The organism is Listeria sp. MAN/IMW/UF555, assembly GCF_058684075.1.
The window spans coordinates 1139243-1155566 of record NZ_JBZWZS010000001.1 but is presented as its reverse complement, the minus strand read 5'-3'; the positions used below and the strand labels follow the sequence as shown (position 1 = coordinate 1155566).

Sequence of the window (16324 nt, the reverse complement as noted above, 5' to 3'; positions counted from 1 at the left end):
ATCAAAACGGATCAAAGTACGTATATTCCGTTACTCCACCTGGAACGGGTTTACTGATACGAGTTAGTTCATTAACTATTTTCTTAGCATCTTCACCAAATACTGGAAGAGGCTGATAGTTGTTTTCTGTTGTGCTACCATCGGAATTTTCGTAAGTAGGAACAATGGAAATATTTTTTAAAACAATTTTATTAGCTTCTTTTGTAAAACGCAATTGGAACATCGAGGTCATCCTTGAAAGGAGAGTTGGGTCCGCGCCAAAAGCAAAATCGCCCATACTGTATACAATATATTTATCTTTATATTTTTCGACACTTTCCAGGCGGTGGGGATGAGCTCCCATAATTATATCAGCACCAGCATCTAAAATAGCATGTCCAAATTGAGTTTGGTAGTTTGTTGGAGTTTCACGATATTCGACGCCCCAGTGCATATTAACAATAACGAGCGTATCTTCTTTTTTATATTTTTTAACGTCTTTTACAATTCTTTCAAGATAGGCTGGAGACTGCTGACTCATTCGGCAATCGTAACCAAGCATCACAGTTTTCATTCCTTTAATCGTTGTTTCAAGCGGTGCATCGGAATTAAAAACAGGAATATTATTATCTTTGAAAGCTTTTAAAGTATCATCATAACCAACTTGAAAGTAGTCTTTAGTATGATTATTTGCAAGATTCGCTGCGTCCACGCCACTCGCTGGTAAAAAGGCTACATGGGCTGGATCGCTTTTAATGCGCCACTTTTTATTTTCAGCTTTTGTAGCATTTGTAAAAGCACTTTCGGCATTAATTACTGTAAAGTCATCAGATTTAAACCAGGGAAGACAATTTTTAAAAACATACGTATTAGTACCATTATTTTTTTTGAATACATTATCAAATTTTAGGTTTTCTGGTGTTTCTGGATAGGTGCCAAATGAATTATCACCAACCATTGTTAACGTAACGACACCGTTTTCTTTTAATCCTTGCTCGTTAGCTGCTGCTGCTGCATAAAACCAATCATATTGGCTTGTTTTTTCTATTTCAGTTAATTTTTGTTCGCTTAAAAGAAAGTTAGGATATACTTTTCCAAGCGCTTTTTCATCAGCTTTCCCAGTGCTATATGATTTTACGGCTTCTAAGCATGCTTGCAGGTTTTTGATATAGTCACTAGATTCATTTTTTTCGGTAGAATAGTTGTTCAGCTCTTTAATTAATTGATTCAACTCAGAAAGGGAAGCTTTGTCGGCTCCTGAATTTGCTAGGGAACTTAAGGTTTTCTTCGTTTTTGCTGAGATTGTTTTGAGATTAGCAGGGCTTATTTTTTTTTGAGTGGTGGTTTGGGTATTATTTTGTTCGGGTTTGTGACTGGAATTAGTAATCCAAAAAACTCCTGCTATAAAGATAAATGCAAAACCAATGATAATAAAAGTAAGTTTCTTCAACTAGATGTCCTCCAAGGTTCCATTTTCTCTAAGTATATCTATAGTTATTTAGAAATACAAGATTCTTTTTAAAGTAAAAGCCCAAAATAATTTGGGCTTTTACGGTGATTTTTATTTAGAACCTTTTTCTACATAGCTTAAATCATTTACATCGCCAATAGTGAATTTACCATCTTTGTAAGTGATTTTTGTAACACTTGCATTTTTAATTCCAGCTGGTGGAAGTTTATATCCAGGTTCAATTGTATCAAGAAGCGCGCCAATACTTAAGCCATGGGAAACTAGTAATACATTGCTGTCTCCATTTTTGCTTTCTTTCTTAGCAACTTCTGTTAAACCATCTTTTAGTCGAGCTTGGATAGTTGCGTAATCTTCTGCAGGCCAGTTTTCGCCTTCTTTTACGCGAGTTTTATCAAGAGCAGCTACACTATCCGCAAATCCTTTTGGAGAGATACCAGCTTTTTGCCATTCTTCTAAAGTTTTACCTTGGCTTTTCGCAATATCAGTCCACATATTTTCATTTAAATCGCCTTCATAAGAACCAAAATTAAATTCGCGGAAACGCTCATCTGTTTCTACTTTTTTATCCGCAGATTTAGCACTTTCTTTCAAAATTAAGTTTGCAGTTTGGATGGCACGACCGCTATCACTACTATATGCAGCAGAGAAGTCAACGTCTTTTAAGCCTTTACCAGCACTTTTTACAACGTCTTCCCCAGCTGGAGTAAGAACTGCATCTGACCAACCTTGTACACGGTCAGTTGTATTTAACATTGTTTTACCGTGACGTACAACATAAAAAGTCACAGTACCATCTTTTTTAGTTTCTTTGGATGCTTTGTCTGCGTTTGAGTTATTTCCACAACCCGCAATTAGTAGTAATGCACAAAACACCATCATTAATTTCAAAATATTTTTCTTCATCTTATTCTCCTTTTTGTTAGTATTTAGCAAAATAAAAACCTAGATAAATCGAAAAATAGCCCAAAAAGCCAATTCTCCATTTATCTAGGTTATGCCCAAGTTGGTAACATTCCTGAATAAGGATATTTATTTATAGCTCGATTTTAGCATGAACGGAAAGCGTTTACAAGTCTGTTTTTAATAAATTTTAAAAAATAAATGAAACTCTGGGGGATAAAGTGGCTTAAATACTAGCGGTTAAAGATGTTAATTAGTTGAAAAATTCATTTATTTATTTGATTGATTAATGTTGATAATTGGAATGAAATGATTGGAAGGGAGCATGAAAAGTATTTTTTTGAAAGTTAAATCCTTAATAATAAATATTAGGTGTACGGTGATTGTTGAAAATACATAAAAGAAAAGGTAAGGAGTTGAAATAGACTTTGAGGTTTACACGAAAAGCTAGGGAGCAAAAACAAAAAAATTGGCGGATGTGGAAAAAAGGGAAGCAGTGGCTTTGTGGGGCAGTTTTATTTTTCACTGTCGTTTCGTCGCCAGGAATGACGGTTTTAGCAGCAGAAGGAAATGCAGTGGAAACATCAGTGACGGTAGGGCGACAAGTAGCAGCTAAGGAACCTCCTCCAGAAGAGGTAGTAAAAAAAGAATCTGAAGAGGATTCCAAAATAAACGAAAATAAAAGTCCTTCAGCTGGTGCTCTAAAACAAACACAGGAAAGTAAGAATAGTGAGCAAGCAACAAATACAGAAAGTAAAGAAGCACCAACTAAACTTAGAAAAGCAATTCCAGGTCCAACCGCGATTAGTAGTATATTTCCGGATGCTAATTTAGCAGAAGTTATGCGTACTCAATTTGGGAAGTCTTCTGTTGACGATACGGTAACTCAGGCCGAATTAGATTCTTGTACATTTCTAAATGTAAGCTTTAAAAATATTATTGATGTCACAGGGATTGAAAATTTGAGGGAGTTAACATATTTAGATATTGGTAACAATAAGATTGTTGATATAAGCCCGGTCGCTGGACTGGTGAATTTATATAACATGAGAGTAGACGGTAATAAAGAGCTTAGTGATATAAGTCCGGTGGCTAATATGCCAAGTTTGACTCATTTTTACATGCATAATTGTGCGATTAGTGATATAAGTCCCGTATCGAACCTAACAGGTATGCAGGTTATTACATTGAGTAACAATAAGCTTAGTGATATAAGCCCATTAGCAAATTTAACAAACTTAGTGCAATTAACCGCAGATGGTAATATGATTGAAAATGTAGATGTAATAGCAAATTTAAATAAACTATTTACTTTAAAATTAGATAATAATAAAATTAGTGATGTATCAAGTTTGAGTGGATATACAGGTGCCGAGCTATATATTAATAATAATAAAATTAGTGATATATCAAGTTTAAGTGGGTTTAATGGATTTATAAGAGCTGGACAACAAAAAATTACACTTCCAGCAATGGACTGGAATAATCCAATAAATATAACTAGCATAATAAAAGATAAAACAGGTAATTTGGTGACCCCTTCTAGTGTTGGTAGCGGGGGGAGCAGCATAGGTCCTTCAATAACATGGTCTATTCCTAATGCCACTAATCAAGTTTCGTATCAGTGGTCGGAAATATCATCGGCTGCAAAACAAAATTTTAGTGGGAAGGTAAGTATAGGAGTTAACCAAATTCATGCAGTGCATATTCTGATTGATGATGATGGTGATAGTAATACAACGGGAGATCAAACTTTACTAGGAGAAGAAATAAATAATGTTAGTACAGCAGAAGCTAAGTATAATTATGCGAAAGCACAGTTAGATGGAACCGATTATGGATTGGTAGATATTCAAATAAATGATTTAGATTATACGATTATCGTTTCTAAAGTAGGCGCATTAAAAAGAGTGGATTCCGAGGGTGCATCGATTGCAGCGGATGTTTCTTATACTCCCACTTATCAAGTGACGGGAACAGGGGATGCGGCGCAACTTTCTGCTTCTTATGAGGTAACCATAGATGCGCCACCATCAGGGTTTGTGTATGTTTACGAAAAAGGGACGGCACAAGAAAAACGTTATACTACAAATACGCCTGTAACTATCCCGAACACAGATGTTAATGGAAATGGAGTTTCTAACTGGCGTGATAACTATACAGTAGTAAAGTATAAGAAAGCCGGAAATTTGAATCCAGTTGGACCTGGAGGAACTCCAATTCCAGGAGGGGTAATTGACATTCCTGATGAATCCATAAAAGGAGACATCATTACTGTACCTGATAAGATTACAGGGACAGACGGAAACGAGTATACAGTAGATCCTAGTGTGGATAGAGATCCGAATAATCCAGGAGTTCAAATTACGTTAGAGGATGAAGATCAAGATGTCCCGTATCTTGATGTTGCTTTATCTGAATCGGAATCGACGTCGTTGAGCGAGTCGGAGTCCACATCGTTAAGCGAATCGGAATCGACATCATTGAGTGAGTCGGAGTCTACATCGTTAAGCGAATCGGAGTCGATCTCGTTAAGTGAGTCGGAATCCACATCATTAAGTGAATCCGAATCCATGTCGCTAAGCGAATCCGAATCCATGTCGTTGAGCGAGTCAGAATCCACATCGCTGAGCGAATCGGAATCCACATCATTAAGTGAATCGGAATCCACGTCGTTGAGTGAGTCGGAGTCCACATCATTAAGTGAGTCCGAGTCGACATCGTTGAGCGAATCAGAATCAACATCATTAAGTGAGTCGGAGTCTACGTCGCTGAGTGAGTCCGAGTCTACATCGCTAAGCGAGTCAGAATCCACATCATTAAGTGAGTCCGAATCGACGTCGTTAAGTGAATCGGAGTCCACATCGTTAAGCGAGTCAGAATCCACATCATTAAGTGAATCGGAATCGACGTCGTTAAGTGAGTCGGAATCCACATCACTAAGTGAGTCGGAGTCTACATCGTTAAGCGAATCGGAGTCGATGTCATTAAGTGAGTCGGAATCCACATCACTAAGTGAATCGGAGTCCACATCGTTAAGTGAATCCGAATCGACATCATTGAGTGAGTCCGAGTCTACATCGTTGAGCGAATCAGAATCTACATCATTAAGTGAGTCCGAGTCTACATCGCTAAGCGAGTCAGAATCCACATCATTAAGTGAGTCGGAATCGACGTCGTTAAGTGAATCGGAGTCCACATCGTTAAGCGAGTCAGAATCCACATCACTAAGTGAATCGGAGTCAATGTCGTTAAGTGAGTCGGAATCCACATCATTAAGTGAATCCGAGTCGATGTCGCTAAGTGAGTCCGAGTCGACATCGTTGAGCGAGTCAGAATCCACGTCGTTGAGCGAATCAGAATCTACATCATTAAGTGAGTCGGAGTCAACGTCGCTGAGTGAGTCCGAGTCTACATCGCTAAGCGAGTCAGAATCCACATCGTTAAGCGAATCGGAATCGACGTCGTTAAGTGAGTCGGAGTCCACATCATTAAGTGAGTCCGAGTCGACATCGTTGAGCGAATCCGAATCAACATCATTAAGTGAGTCGGAATCGATGTCGCTAAGCGAATCCGAATCCATGTCGTTGAGCGAGTCAGAATCAGCATCGCTGAGCGAATCCGAGTCGATGTCGCTAAGTGAGTCCGAGTCGACATCGTTGAGCGAGTCAGAATCCACATCACTAAGTGAGTCGGAGTCCACGTCGTTGAGTGAGTCCGAATCGACATCGTTAAGCGAATCGGAATCCACATCATTAAGTGAGTCGGAGTCAACGTCGCTGAGTGAGTCGGAATCCACATCGTTGAGCGAATCGGAATCGACATCATTGAGTGAGTCCGAGTCTACATCGTTAAGCGAATCGGAGTCGATCTCGTTAAGTGAGTCGGAATCCACATCATTAAGTGAATCGGAATCCACGTCGCTGAGTGAGTCAGAGTCCACATCGTTAAGTGAGTCCGAATCCACGTCGCTAAGCGAGTCGGAATCCACGTCGTTGAGTGAGTCCGAATCGACATCGTTAAGCGAATCAGAGTCCACATCGTTAAGCGAATCGGAATCGACATCATTGAGTGAGTCAGAGTCTACATCGTTAAGCGAATCGGAGTCGATCTCGTTAAGTGAGTCGGAATCCACATCATTAAGTGAATCCGAATCCATGTCATTGAGTGAGTCGGAATCGATGTCGCTAAGCGAATCCGAGTCCACATCGTTAAGCGAATCGGAATCGACATCATTGAGTGAGTCCGAGTCTACATCGTTAAGCGAATCGGAGTCGATCTCGTTAAGTGAGTCGGAATCCACATCATTAAGTGAATCCGAATCCATGTCATTGAGTGAGTCGGAATCGATGTCGCTAAGCGAATCCGAGTCGATCTCGCTAAGTGAGTCAGAGTCCACATCGTTAAGCGAATCGGAATCGACATCGTTAAGTGAGTCGGAATCCACATCACTAAGTGAATCCGAATCCACGTCGTTGAGTGAGTCGGAATCGATGTCATTGAGTGAGTCGGAGTCCATGTCGTTGAGTGAGTCAGAATCGACATCGTTAAGCGAATCGGAGTCAATGTCGTTGAGTGAGTCGGAATCGACGTCATTAAGTGAGTCGGAGTCCACATCGTTAAGCGAGTCTGAGTCTACAGCGTTAAGCGAATCGGAATCGACGTCGTTGAGCGAGTCAGAGTCCACGTCATTAAGTGAATCCGAATCAACGTCATTGAGTGAGTCGGAGTCCACATCACTAAGTGAATCGGAGTCCACGTCGTTGAGTGAGTCAGAATCGACATCGTTAAGCGAATCCGAATCAACGTCGTTAAGTGAGTCGGAGTCCACATCGTTGAGCGAATCAGAATCTACATCATTAAGTGAGTCGGAGTCTACGTCGCTGAGTGAGTCCGAGTCGACATCGCTAAGCGAGTCAGAATCAACGTCGTTAAGTGAGTCGGAGTCCACATCACTAAGTGAATCCGAATCAACGTCGTTGAGCGAATCAGAGTCCACGTCATTAAGTGAATCCGAATCAACGTCATTGAGTGAGTCGGAATCGACGTCGCTTAGCGAGTCTGAGTCCACATCGCTAAGTGAATCCGAATCCACATCATTGAGTGAGTCCGAGTCTACATCGTTAAGCGAATCGGAATCAACGTCGCTGAGTGAGTCAGAATCGACGTCATTAAGTGAGTCGGAATCGATGTCGCTAAGTGAGTCCGAGTCAACGTCATTGAGTGAATCGGAGTCCTCATCACTAAGTGAATCCGAATCAACATCACTGAATGAAAGTGAATCCATGATAGTTCCAGATAAAATAACAGAATACAGTCCGCCATCGTCCTTTTCAGATAGAGAAGGAAAACTTGCTAAAACGGGTGATGCAAGTACGATGTCCCTTCAAGGAGTAGGAGCAGGATTATTGGCTTACCTATCGGGAATGTGGATATGGGCAAAAAAGAAAAAGAATAATTAATAAAAAAGAACCAGTAAGCTTCCATTCAGAAATGAAGGATCGCTTGCTGGTTCTTTTTATAAGAAACGGATAATCTTAAAACAAAAAACTATCGTTACAATCAAATAAATGACTATAACGATAGCTGCACTGTTAGTAAAAGTACGAAACTCACCTAAACTTGCTTAGATTTTTTACTAGAGCATTTCATGATTATTTATGAATGTTTGAATTTTATCAATCAAACGAGGGGTTAATGTAAGTACATCTTCATTTTTAAAAATAATTAAGGATTCTTTTCTGTAAATTTCTTGTATATTCATAACATTGATAATAACAGATTTTAATTCAGTATGTAGGTTGGCAGAGTTAAGGCTTTTCTTTAATTTTGCTATCGTGGTGCCTAGAACAATCTCATTATTAATCAGTTTAAATAGCGTACTGTAACGGTTTCCCTCAATTGTTTGAATATAATTAATATCACTTTCTTTGAAAATATGCATTTGACCTCTAGATTTAACAGCAATATTTTTCTCGCTAGTTACTGGCTTTAAATGCTGAATAATATCATCAAAAGTATGCATCAACTGCTTATAAATTGTAGTAATAGTGTTGTTTTCTTTAACGATATAGGCAAAAGGATTGATGCGGAGATTTAAAATATCAATGCTCTTATCCAATTCAGCGGTTACGAAAATAAGAAAACAATTTAGATTGTAATTACGAACAATCTCGCCGATTTGGATGCCATTAAGAAAAGAAGAAAGATTTATATCTAAAAAAAAGATGTCTGTATCTGAAATGTTTTTTTCTGACAAAGAGCGGATAAAATTAGGAATATCATTGATTAGAATTAAATCAAAGTAAATATTTTTCTGGGAAATTACATTTGAAATTTGATCATAAAGATATTCTCGGTGTAAAAAATTATCTTCTATCAGATATATTTTTGCCATGGAGTCAGCTCCTCATAAATTGTCATTCTAAAGCAATCGTTAGTTCGAGCACAAAAAGATTATTTTGGATACTAATTGAATAAACTACATGTTCATATTTATGTGTTATTTTTGCAAGATTATATAGACCAATCCCTTGGTGATCAGTCTTTGTAGAAAAATTTTTCTTGTTAATTTCTGAAAGATCCACTTTGTTAGAAGCCTCAAAATTATTTTTTACAGTTAAAGTAATAACTTCATTTGTTTGGATTATACTTATGTCGATGCGAGGGTTTCTAGCTGATTGAGCCGCTTCAATCGCATTGTTAAGAATAATATCAAGGCAACGAATATAATCTAAAGTAGCTATAGCAGTAATGTAAATATCTTTGTTTATCGCAAGTGAATAGTGGATTTTCAAAGCATTTATCCTTTTGATTTTTTCGGCCAGTAAAGACTGAACAGGGATGGGCTGAATATTTTTTATAGTTTTACAAGATTCATCTTTAAGTCGTTCATTGGAGTAATCTGTGATAGAAGCTAATAAATCTAAGGCTTCTTTTGTTTTATTTTGTTCTATATAAGTAGTAAGGGAAAGTAGCAGACCTTTATAATCATGTTTAAAAGAGTTCACCTTATCAATATGATTTTGCTCTTGATGATGTGAGGATGCTGCTTGTTTTTTTTCAAGTTTTGCCAAATAGATATGGTATATAAAAAGACAAATAGAACTTAAATAAATCAAAATAAAAATATCTATTAAAAGAAATTGATATTTACTAGACGATATATGTAAGAAAGTTAAATAAACCGTATAACAATTAACGATAAAAAATGTAGTGACGAAAGGAAATTCTCCATTTACCAAAAAAATTAATTCAAATAGAGGAGCATGCAGTTTTGCTTTTTTTTTTGATATAAAAAATGACGGCAAGAAGAATGAACGCAATAGCAATCAGGATTAATGGTGGCATGTAGCTGGCAGATAGATTTGGATCGAAATGATATAGCATCACATAATTATCTGAAATAGCCACCCAAAGAAAGCCAATTAAAGCTGTAGAGCATAAGAGCATAATTGTAAAAATAAAAAATACACATGTTGTTATAATCAAAAAAACATCAATTGCAGTTATAATCAATAAAAAAACAATCTCCAGTGGAAGGCCTGAAAAAGATTGTGCCAGTACAGCAAACATGCAGGAGATAGTACTAAATATTAAGATGTTTTTAAAAGAAAACGGTAACTCGTTTTTAAAAATATAAAGAGCTAAAAGAAAATTTATTAGAATCAATATACAAATTAGTATATGAATATTCACGTTACATCCTCCTTTTAAAATGCATACTAGGTTCATTTCCTACTTAAGTATATAGATAAAGTAGTAAAGAATATAGCACGCCAAGAGCATTTTCTTAGCTGAGGATTTATTTGTAAAAGAATGTTCACAAAATGTATTTTTTTTAAAGAAATAACTACTGAAATGTATTTTAACAAACATGAAATGCACTAAATAGCACTAGTAAAAAGAGTATAATAATGAAACAATAGAGACTAGGAAAGGATAATATATGCTAGCTAACATATAAGGGTGAGGAAATGGAATATATTGAATTTTTTTATCACATTTGTCAAAAAACGATTTTGAAAGATTTTGTTTTTAGAAAACTATTAGTAAGAAGGAAAAGAGTTAAAAAAGATACCGAAATTGTTATTCCGAATGATACCGTTATTTATATTGATAATACTTACTTCTTAAGAGAAATTCACTTTGAAAATAAAGTCTACTATGACTTATTAGAAGGTGGTAATTTTGTTTTTGTTACAAAAGAAGATTCGGAAATGATTTTAGTTCCATTGGTAGATACAGAATATAATTTATTCAATAAAAATGATTTGTTCAAACTACTTGAATCTGAAAAAATTTTGTCCTGTTTCTATTTAATGTATGTAAAAAAAATACAAGAAGGTATTCGTTTCAATTTGAAAATATCTCAAGAAGAGACGTGGCTGAGAGTGATTTATTTACTTGATAGATTGTTTGAGAAAAAAGAAAGCAACATGGTTCTTAACACATTTTCTCTTCAGAACATTGCTCGTATAGTGGATTCCTCCTATAAAGAAATAGAGGAAGCTATACTGATTTTACAAGCGAAAGGATACATTCAAAAGAGCGGAAAAAAACTTATTTATTATCATTGTCCAAAGATTGTTAGCGAGAATGGAGCGTTAAAAATTGATTAGTGAACCATTTTTCTTTATGAAAATAATTGAAGAGGTAGAGCACCAAGTAATTAAATTAGAGCATAATAAACTATTATTAATAGATCAAGAGCATGTTGCTGCAGCAGATAAAAAAGTAAAGCAGTTGTTCTACAAAGAATTCGGATTAGTAGTGCCAGAATACCAATTTATTCAGGACTTCGAAAATTTCTATATCCAAAGTAAAGAGGAGAACACCGCTATTTATCTGTTCAATAAAGAAATCTTATTTACGTATTTAGAAGATAGCAATCTGTTAAATCTCTATTTTTTTAAAGGGGTAAGTTATTTTAATCAACTGTTGAGCAGGTAAGAATATTTCATGCAAAAACACCGCCAAGTAATCGTGATTGGCAGTGTTTTTTTGTATTTATTTGTGGGAATTTAAATATTTTTTATATTGTTTGATAGTAGATTTTGGACCATGTTTTCGTTCTAGCTTGTTAACTAGAGTTGCCGCAAATTTAGGATTAAGTCCATTTTGTAATAGTTCTATTAGCTTCACATACTCGTTAGAACTATTTAAAAGAGCATAGCGCGGGTTTTTAGCAACTTCTTCAAATCCGATAATTAAATATTTTTGGCAATATGCTCTGTAAATACAATTGTCGACCTCGCTCCCAGCATTAATATCGAGGTAAATATCATGCATTTCAAGCAGTGTAGAAATATCTTTTTCGGAAACGGAAGGCAAGAGAGAAATAGACGGATACTTTTCTTGTAAATTATATAATTTTTGACTCATATTTGTTGGTGCAGCAATGGTAAGCTTGAGATTAGGAACATTATCTAATATTTCTTCAATATGGTGAAGTTGGTCACTTTTTGTAAGAATAAGCGCCTTGCCAGAAGGTCTGTGTAATCGTTCAAATTTCTCAAGAGGAGATAAATAATTTAATTTTACATGTGAATTTGAATATAGTTGGGATACTTTCTTATACTCTTCTTCTGATTCAAAAATTATTTTCGTCAGTGCTCTTTTTTCAACTAACTCATGCACCATATTTTGCGGAATGTCATTTTTAATAAATTCTTGCCAGAATAATGTTGTTTGGTAAGAACAGGTATTAGCAACAAATAAAGGGAATGAGAGGCTATTAATAAATAATTGGTTGATTTTTTTAATTTCTCCAGAGTGCTGCAGCGTATGAATAAAATAAGATGTAAACTCAGTTAAATTAGCAAACTCTACTATTTTATGATTATTGTTTAATTGGACTGTGCCAACCTCTAAATTCCAACGAATAACTTCATCACCTTGTTCATTTAAAAAGATTTTCTGGGAGAGTTTTTTATCAGTTGCGTAAAGTTGGATGGCGTATTTAAAACCTTGGATGGAATAGCAATCACTTGTAACTACTGAACCTTTCCTGTCTAACCAATCAACTTGTTTTACGATGCGCTGGGTATTTTTAAAATAATGGAATTTCCCAACAATAAAATCACCAAGAAAAATATTGCCTCCAAGTGAGTTTTGGTGACGTATTTCATAGAGCGGTGGAACTTTAATTTCATTGAAAAAAAGCCCTGATCCTATTGCTGCGTGCCAACCAGTAAAGTAGGTGAACGGGGAATAGAACTCGGTAGAAATATCTCCATCATAGTGAATTACTACTGTTTTACAATTAATGGAAGCTAGAGATAAACTTTGTATTAATCGCTTAGTGGATTCATGATAATAATCAGCTAGAAATATATTCATGTAAGCCCTCCTTCGTTGTTATATCAGAAAAAAGCTGATCCCATCGTTTTCCAATATTTTCTACCGTGTATTTGGCCGCTTTTTCTTGGTTATAGGCGATAGCTTGTGTTAAGTCGAAATGAGGATATAGCATTTTGACCAAGCCGGCCGTAAGATTGAAGATGTTTTTTTCTTCAGAATCTGTTTTTTTAACTAAAAATCCATTGATTCCTTCCTGGACGAATTCCGTATTTCCATAGGGAACATGAAAGCCGACGATTGGAATTCCGTAGCTAATTGCTTCCAACAAAGTTAAACCGAAACCTTCTGAATAAGAGGCGGTTATATAGCCACCATATTTCTTGTATTCATGCGTCATTTCTTGATGTCCTTTTAAAAATATATAGTTTTCAGCATTTAATTTAGAAATGAGTTGCTGCAAAGAAGTACTACAACCGCCTTCTCCGTAAATCGACAAGGTAACTTCGGGAAATTGTTTCTTTGCTGCGACTACCGCCTTAACTAGCAAATCAATATGTTTTTCTGTTGCTAAACGTGAAACTGTGACTAAATTGTATTTGTTTCGTATGTCCATTGTGCCGTTCACTTTATCAACGCATCCTACAGGAATGGTGTGGATTTTTGAAGCATCTTTATTCATCTTTATAAAATGTTCTTTCATTGTTTTCGCTTGTTGTATAGTGGCAGGAATGTACCAGGTTACATATTCATCATGCGTAAAAACATATTCATAAAAATTATTCCAAAGAATTCGGCTTGGACTAGAGTAAGAAGCGTTATAGTGTTCTGCATGAATAATAATCCCAACCCGCGCGCCGTTCAATTGCGGGAAAACTGCATCAACTAATTCATGACTTTGATCCAGCAAAACAATATCTTCTGAATTCCATTTTAAGCGCTGGAAAAATAATTGAAAAAAAGCATTGCGTCCAATTAAAATTTTATTATCAATAAAAGTTAACGTTATTTGTCTGTTTTCATAAAACTGGCGATATGCTACTGATCCTTGTTCTGTATAAAAAGCCCGGGAAATTAACTGGTTATTCCCGAAGTATTCTATATTTGTTAATCGATCGGAATAGTGCTCTACACGAATTAATTTTTGGTTATACAAAATATCAATACGATCAACAAATTGCTGATCAATTAGCCAAACTCTATAACTTATATTAGCGTTCGGAATCGTATAAATTAGCTGATTCTGCAACATTTCTTTTTTTGAGAAAGAGCTATTTAATCGTTTTTCAAAAGACTCTAGTGGATAGCTGGAAGGGTGATTTTGTTGCTGTGCTAAAAATGCATAAATACCAATAATTTCATTCGTTTCAAGCCCTAATAACGTTGTAAAATGAATCAAATTAGTACCTAAATAATCTGTAAAAATAAATTGCTGTTCCGTCTCGGTAGAATGAAGCGCCAAACTTCGATATTTTTGAGCATATTCAACGCCAGATGAGGCCCAGCCAATTGCTTTATTAATATGATAAACGGTCATAGTTGTAAATCACTACTTTCTTTATGATTTTTGTGAATCTTCTTGTGCGGCTAATTTAAAATCTTTTATCGTTACAGGCTTGGGTGTGAATGGCTGAATTAGTTTATTTTCCGTAAGATAAGAAACTTTTTCAATAAATTTTTCTATTGAAATGTCGCCCTCTATCCCTTTAAAGTCTGTATAGGCGTATTTCCACCACTGTAATCGCTGTAATTCCTTGCAAACATCTTCATCAAAACGATATTTCAAAATTCTCGCAGGTGCTCCGCCGACAATAGCGAACGGAGGAACATCTTTAGTAACGATAGACCCCGCAGCCACAACCGCACCATTTCCAACTGTAATTCCGGTCGATACAAAACTTACATCTTGTCCAATCCATACATCATTCCCAATAATGATGGGAGAGTAGTTCTCAATTGAGGAAGGCTTACACGAAAATGTTGCTTGATGTTCAGAATTGTAAGCATCAAAAATCGATAAGTCTTGGGAATACGTCAATAAAGAAGTAGTGAATCTATCTGTCGGATGATTGGCTCCAAAACGACGAATATTTGAAGCTAACGAACAATACCGTCCGACTACAGTGTTAATTGGTAAGGTGTTGCTAAATGAAGAAGAAAAAGCCCCCATAGAGTGAAAAAAATTCCCCACTAAAAAAGCAGAATAAGGTTCAATAACAGCAAATTCACTAACAAGAAAACGTGTATTTCCGATATGTTGTTTGGATTTATTATTCATAGTATAAATATGGTGTTCATTAAAAAAATCAATCATATTTCTCGTGAAATCAAAGTAAGTGGAAGCATGACTCCTAGTAGCTACCAAGCCATTTATCGGAAACTCAAGCTCTCCCAAAATACTCTTTGATCCTTGTTTATTTGTCATATTAGTTTCTCCTCGCCATATTCTAATTCTACTTCCCATGGAAATTTCCCATTTTCATCTTTTTCATAAATAGCCTCAATCATTTTTTCTTCTTCAACAGGATCTCTGTTTTTAAACCGTTTTTTATTTATTAAATACCTAACAGCCAACAAACTTGGTCCACATAAAATAAATAACGAACAAATCGTAAAAAAAACACGCATAAAACTAGGCGCATTAACGTATGCAAATATCATGAACCCCACACTCTCTAAAATTATTTTCTTTCTACACATACCCATTGTATTTTACTTTTTAAAGTGGCATGAAGTATTACTTTTGATGCTTTATTTAGTACGGTTTGCGTTGTGTTTATAATAAGAAGTAGAGTATAAAATAAAATTAAAAGTGATAAATTTAAAAAAATAAAATCTGTAATGTGTAAAAAAACACAATAAATAATAAACCCTTTATTTGCAATTGATTTGGGCGTTTTTTTATGTTAAATTTATCTTACGGAATGGAGGTGGAGACACAGTGAGATTAAAGATAAATTGTGACTTTGATTCTAAAAAAATCCCTAAAGATTTTCGAAGTAAAATTGTTAGTCTATTTAAAGCGGGAATTACGAAATCAAACCCAGAGAGATATGAAGATTTATTTGGCGGGAACAAACATAAGAAGTATACTTTTTCAGTTTACTTACCTAAACCACAGAACAATAAGTCGGAAATTAATCTTGAAGAAGCTAATTGTATTATTAATTTTTCAACGGGAGATGCAGAAACAGGAGTCATTTTTTATAATGCATTAATCAGTTTGAGAGGTAGCAAAGTTTTATTTGGAGCTGAAAATAATATAACTATAAAAAATATCCAAATAGTCCCTGAGAAAAAAATCGTTGGCAATCGCACAATTATGAAAACGCTTTCCCCGATAGTTAGTCGAAATCATAATAAGGAAACATTCAAGAATTGGTTTTACAGTTTCGAGGATGCCGAATTTGAATCAACTTTGAAAAGAAACATGTTGCCTTATTTGGTAGAAGCACATGGTGAGCAAGCACGTTATGATTTGGAAAAATTGAAAATAACGCCAATTTCGATGAAGAAAGTAGTCGTCTATTGCCACGAGATACATATTGAAAGCTCAGTTGGGATTTTTGAATTGGAGGCTGAGGCATATTTGCAGAAATATTTAGTGGAGAACGGGCTTGGAACTATGACAGGATCGGGGTTTGGCATGATAGAGCAGCTTTAGACTGGAGGTGG

Annotated in this window: 14 protein-coding genes and 1 pseudogene; 5 read left to right on the top strand and 10 right to left on the bottom strand. The window is 35.7% G+C overall.

Going from position 1 to position 16324, the window contains the following annotated elements; translation table 11 throughout:
• Position 1: 1 nt before the first annotated feature.
• A complete protein-coding gene (locus AC4PG8_RS05785; RefSeq protein ID WP_185540378.1) occupies positions 2–1429 on the bottom strand; it encodes a CapA family protein in 1428 nt (475 codons plus the stop codon).
• A gap of 111 nt (positions 1430–1540) precedes the next feature.
• The gene (locus AC4PG8_RS05780; RefSeq protein ID WP_003760599.1) at positions 1541–2353 is read right to left on the bottom strand and encodes a histidine phosphatase family protein; all 813 of its coding nucleotides are present in this window, start codon (positions 2351–2353) and stop codon (positions 1541–1543) included.
• A 425-nt stretch (positions 2354–2778) separates the two neighbouring features.
• Here AC4PG8_RS05780 and AC4PG8_RS05775 point away from each other — a divergent pair.
• Positions 2779–4011: pseudogene (locus AC4PG8_RS05775) on the top strand (leucine-rich repeat domain-containing protein); the annotation flags it as partial.
• A 722-nt stretch (positions 4012–4733) separates the two neighbouring features.
• Here AC4PG8_RS05775 and AC4PG8_RS05770 read toward each other — a convergent pair.
• Complete coding sequence (locus AC4PG8_RS05770; protein WP_492170132.1) at positions 4734–7637, bottom strand: hypothetical protein; 2904 nt, start codon at positions 7635–7637, stop codon at positions 4734–4736.
• Between AC4PG8_RS05770 and AC4PG8_RS05765 the strand changes: the two genes are divergently transcribed.
• Entirely contained in the window at positions 7636–7812 is a 177-nt protein-coding gene (locus AC4PG8_RS05765) for an LPXTG cell wall anchor domain-containing protein (RefSeq protein ID WP_185505237.1), read from the top strand. The two genes, AC4PG8_RS05770 and AC4PG8_RS05765, sit on opposite strands and share 2 nt — an antisense overlap.
• A gap of 176 nt (positions 7813–7988) precedes the next feature.
• Here the strand turns inward: AC4PG8_RS05765 and AC4PG8_RS05760 are convergent, their stop codons facing one another.
• The 3 genes from AC4PG8_RS05760 to AC4PG8_RS05750 all read right to left on the bottom strand — a co-directional run bounded on the left by AC4PG8_RS05760 (position 7989) and on the right by AC4PG8_RS05750 (position 10048).
• On the bottom strand, positions 7989–8747 hold the full coding sequence (locus AC4PG8_RS05760) for a LytR/AlgR family response regulator transcription factor (protein ID WP_185540375.1): 759 nt from the start codon (positions 8745–8747) through the stop codon (positions 7989–7991).
• Between the two features lie 22 nt (positions 8748–8769).
• Positions 8770–9426: a GHKL domain-containing protein gene (locus AC4PG8_RS05755; RefSeq protein ID WP_492170131.1), complete on the bottom strand. Its 657-nt coding sequence runs from the start codon at positions 9424–9426 to the stop codon at positions 8770–8772.
• Between the two features lie 178 nt (positions 9427–9604).
• Positions 9605–10048 (bottom strand): hypothetical protein, encoded by a 444-nt coding sequence (locus AC4PG8_RS05750; protein ID WP_185540371.1) that lies wholly within the window; start codon positions 10046–10048, stop codon positions 9605–9607.
• 278 nt (positions 10049–10326) lie between these two features.
• Here AC4PG8_RS05750 and AC4PG8_RS05745 point away from each other — a divergent pair, with 278 nt between their 5' ends.
• Together AC4PG8_RS05745 and AC4PG8_RS05740 are read left to right on the top strand one after the other, a co-directional pair.
• Entirely contained in the window at positions 10327–10971 is a 645-nt protein-coding gene (locus tag AC4PG8_RS05745; protein WP_185540369.1) for a hypothetical protein, read from the top strand.
• Positions 10964–11302, top strand: coding sequence for a hypothetical protein (locus tag AC4PG8_RS05740; RefSeq protein ID WP_185540367.1), 339 nt, complete (start codon positions 10964–10966; stop codon positions 11300–11302). Before AC4PG8_RS05745 ends, AC4PG8_RS05740 begins: the two co-directional genes overlap by 8 nt.
• A 57-nt stretch (positions 11303–11359) precedes the next feature.
• On the opposite strand, the gene AC4PG8_RS05735 is transcribed toward AC4PG8_RS05740, so the two are convergent.
• The 4 genes from AC4PG8_RS05735 to AC4PG8_RS05720 are packed head-to-tail and all read right to left on the bottom strand — an operon-like array spanning position 11360 to position 15310.
• Positions 11360–12691: a glycosyltransferase family protein gene (locus tag AC4PG8_RS05735; protein ID WP_492170130.1), complete on the bottom strand. Its 1332-nt coding sequence runs from the start codon at positions 12689–12691 to the stop codon at positions 11360–11362.
• Positions 12672–14186, bottom strand: a complete 1515-nt coding sequence (locus AC4PG8_RS05730) for a glycosyltransferase (protein WP_492170129.1) — start codon at positions 14184–14186, stop codon at positions 12672–12674. The genes AC4PG8_RS05735 and AC4PG8_RS05730 overlap by 20 nt, the downstream gene beginning before the upstream one ends.
• Before the next feature lie 21 nt (positions 14187–14207).
• Positions 14208–15074, bottom strand: a complete 867-nt coding sequence (locus AC4PG8_RS05725; protein ID WP_185538003.1) for a CatB-related O-acetyltransferase — start codon at positions 15072–15074, stop codon at positions 14208–14210.
• A complete protein-coding gene (locus AC4PG8_RS05720) occupies positions 15071–15310 on the bottom strand; it encodes a hypothetical protein (RefSeq protein WP_160464209.1) in 240 nt (79 codons plus the stop codon). The genes AC4PG8_RS05725 and AC4PG8_RS05720 overlap by 4 nt, the downstream gene beginning before the upstream one ends.
• 280 nt (positions 15311–15590) lie before the next feature.
• Here AC4PG8_RS05720 and cas6 point away from each other — a divergent pair, with 280 nt between their 5' ends.
• On the top strand, positions 15591–16313 hold the full coding sequence (gene cas6 / locus AC4PG8_RS05715; protein WP_492170128.1) for a CRISPR-associated endoribonuclease Cas6: 723 nt from the start codon (positions 15591–15593) through the stop codon (positions 16311–16313).
• The last annotated feature ends 11 nt before the right edge of the window (positions 16314–16324 follow it).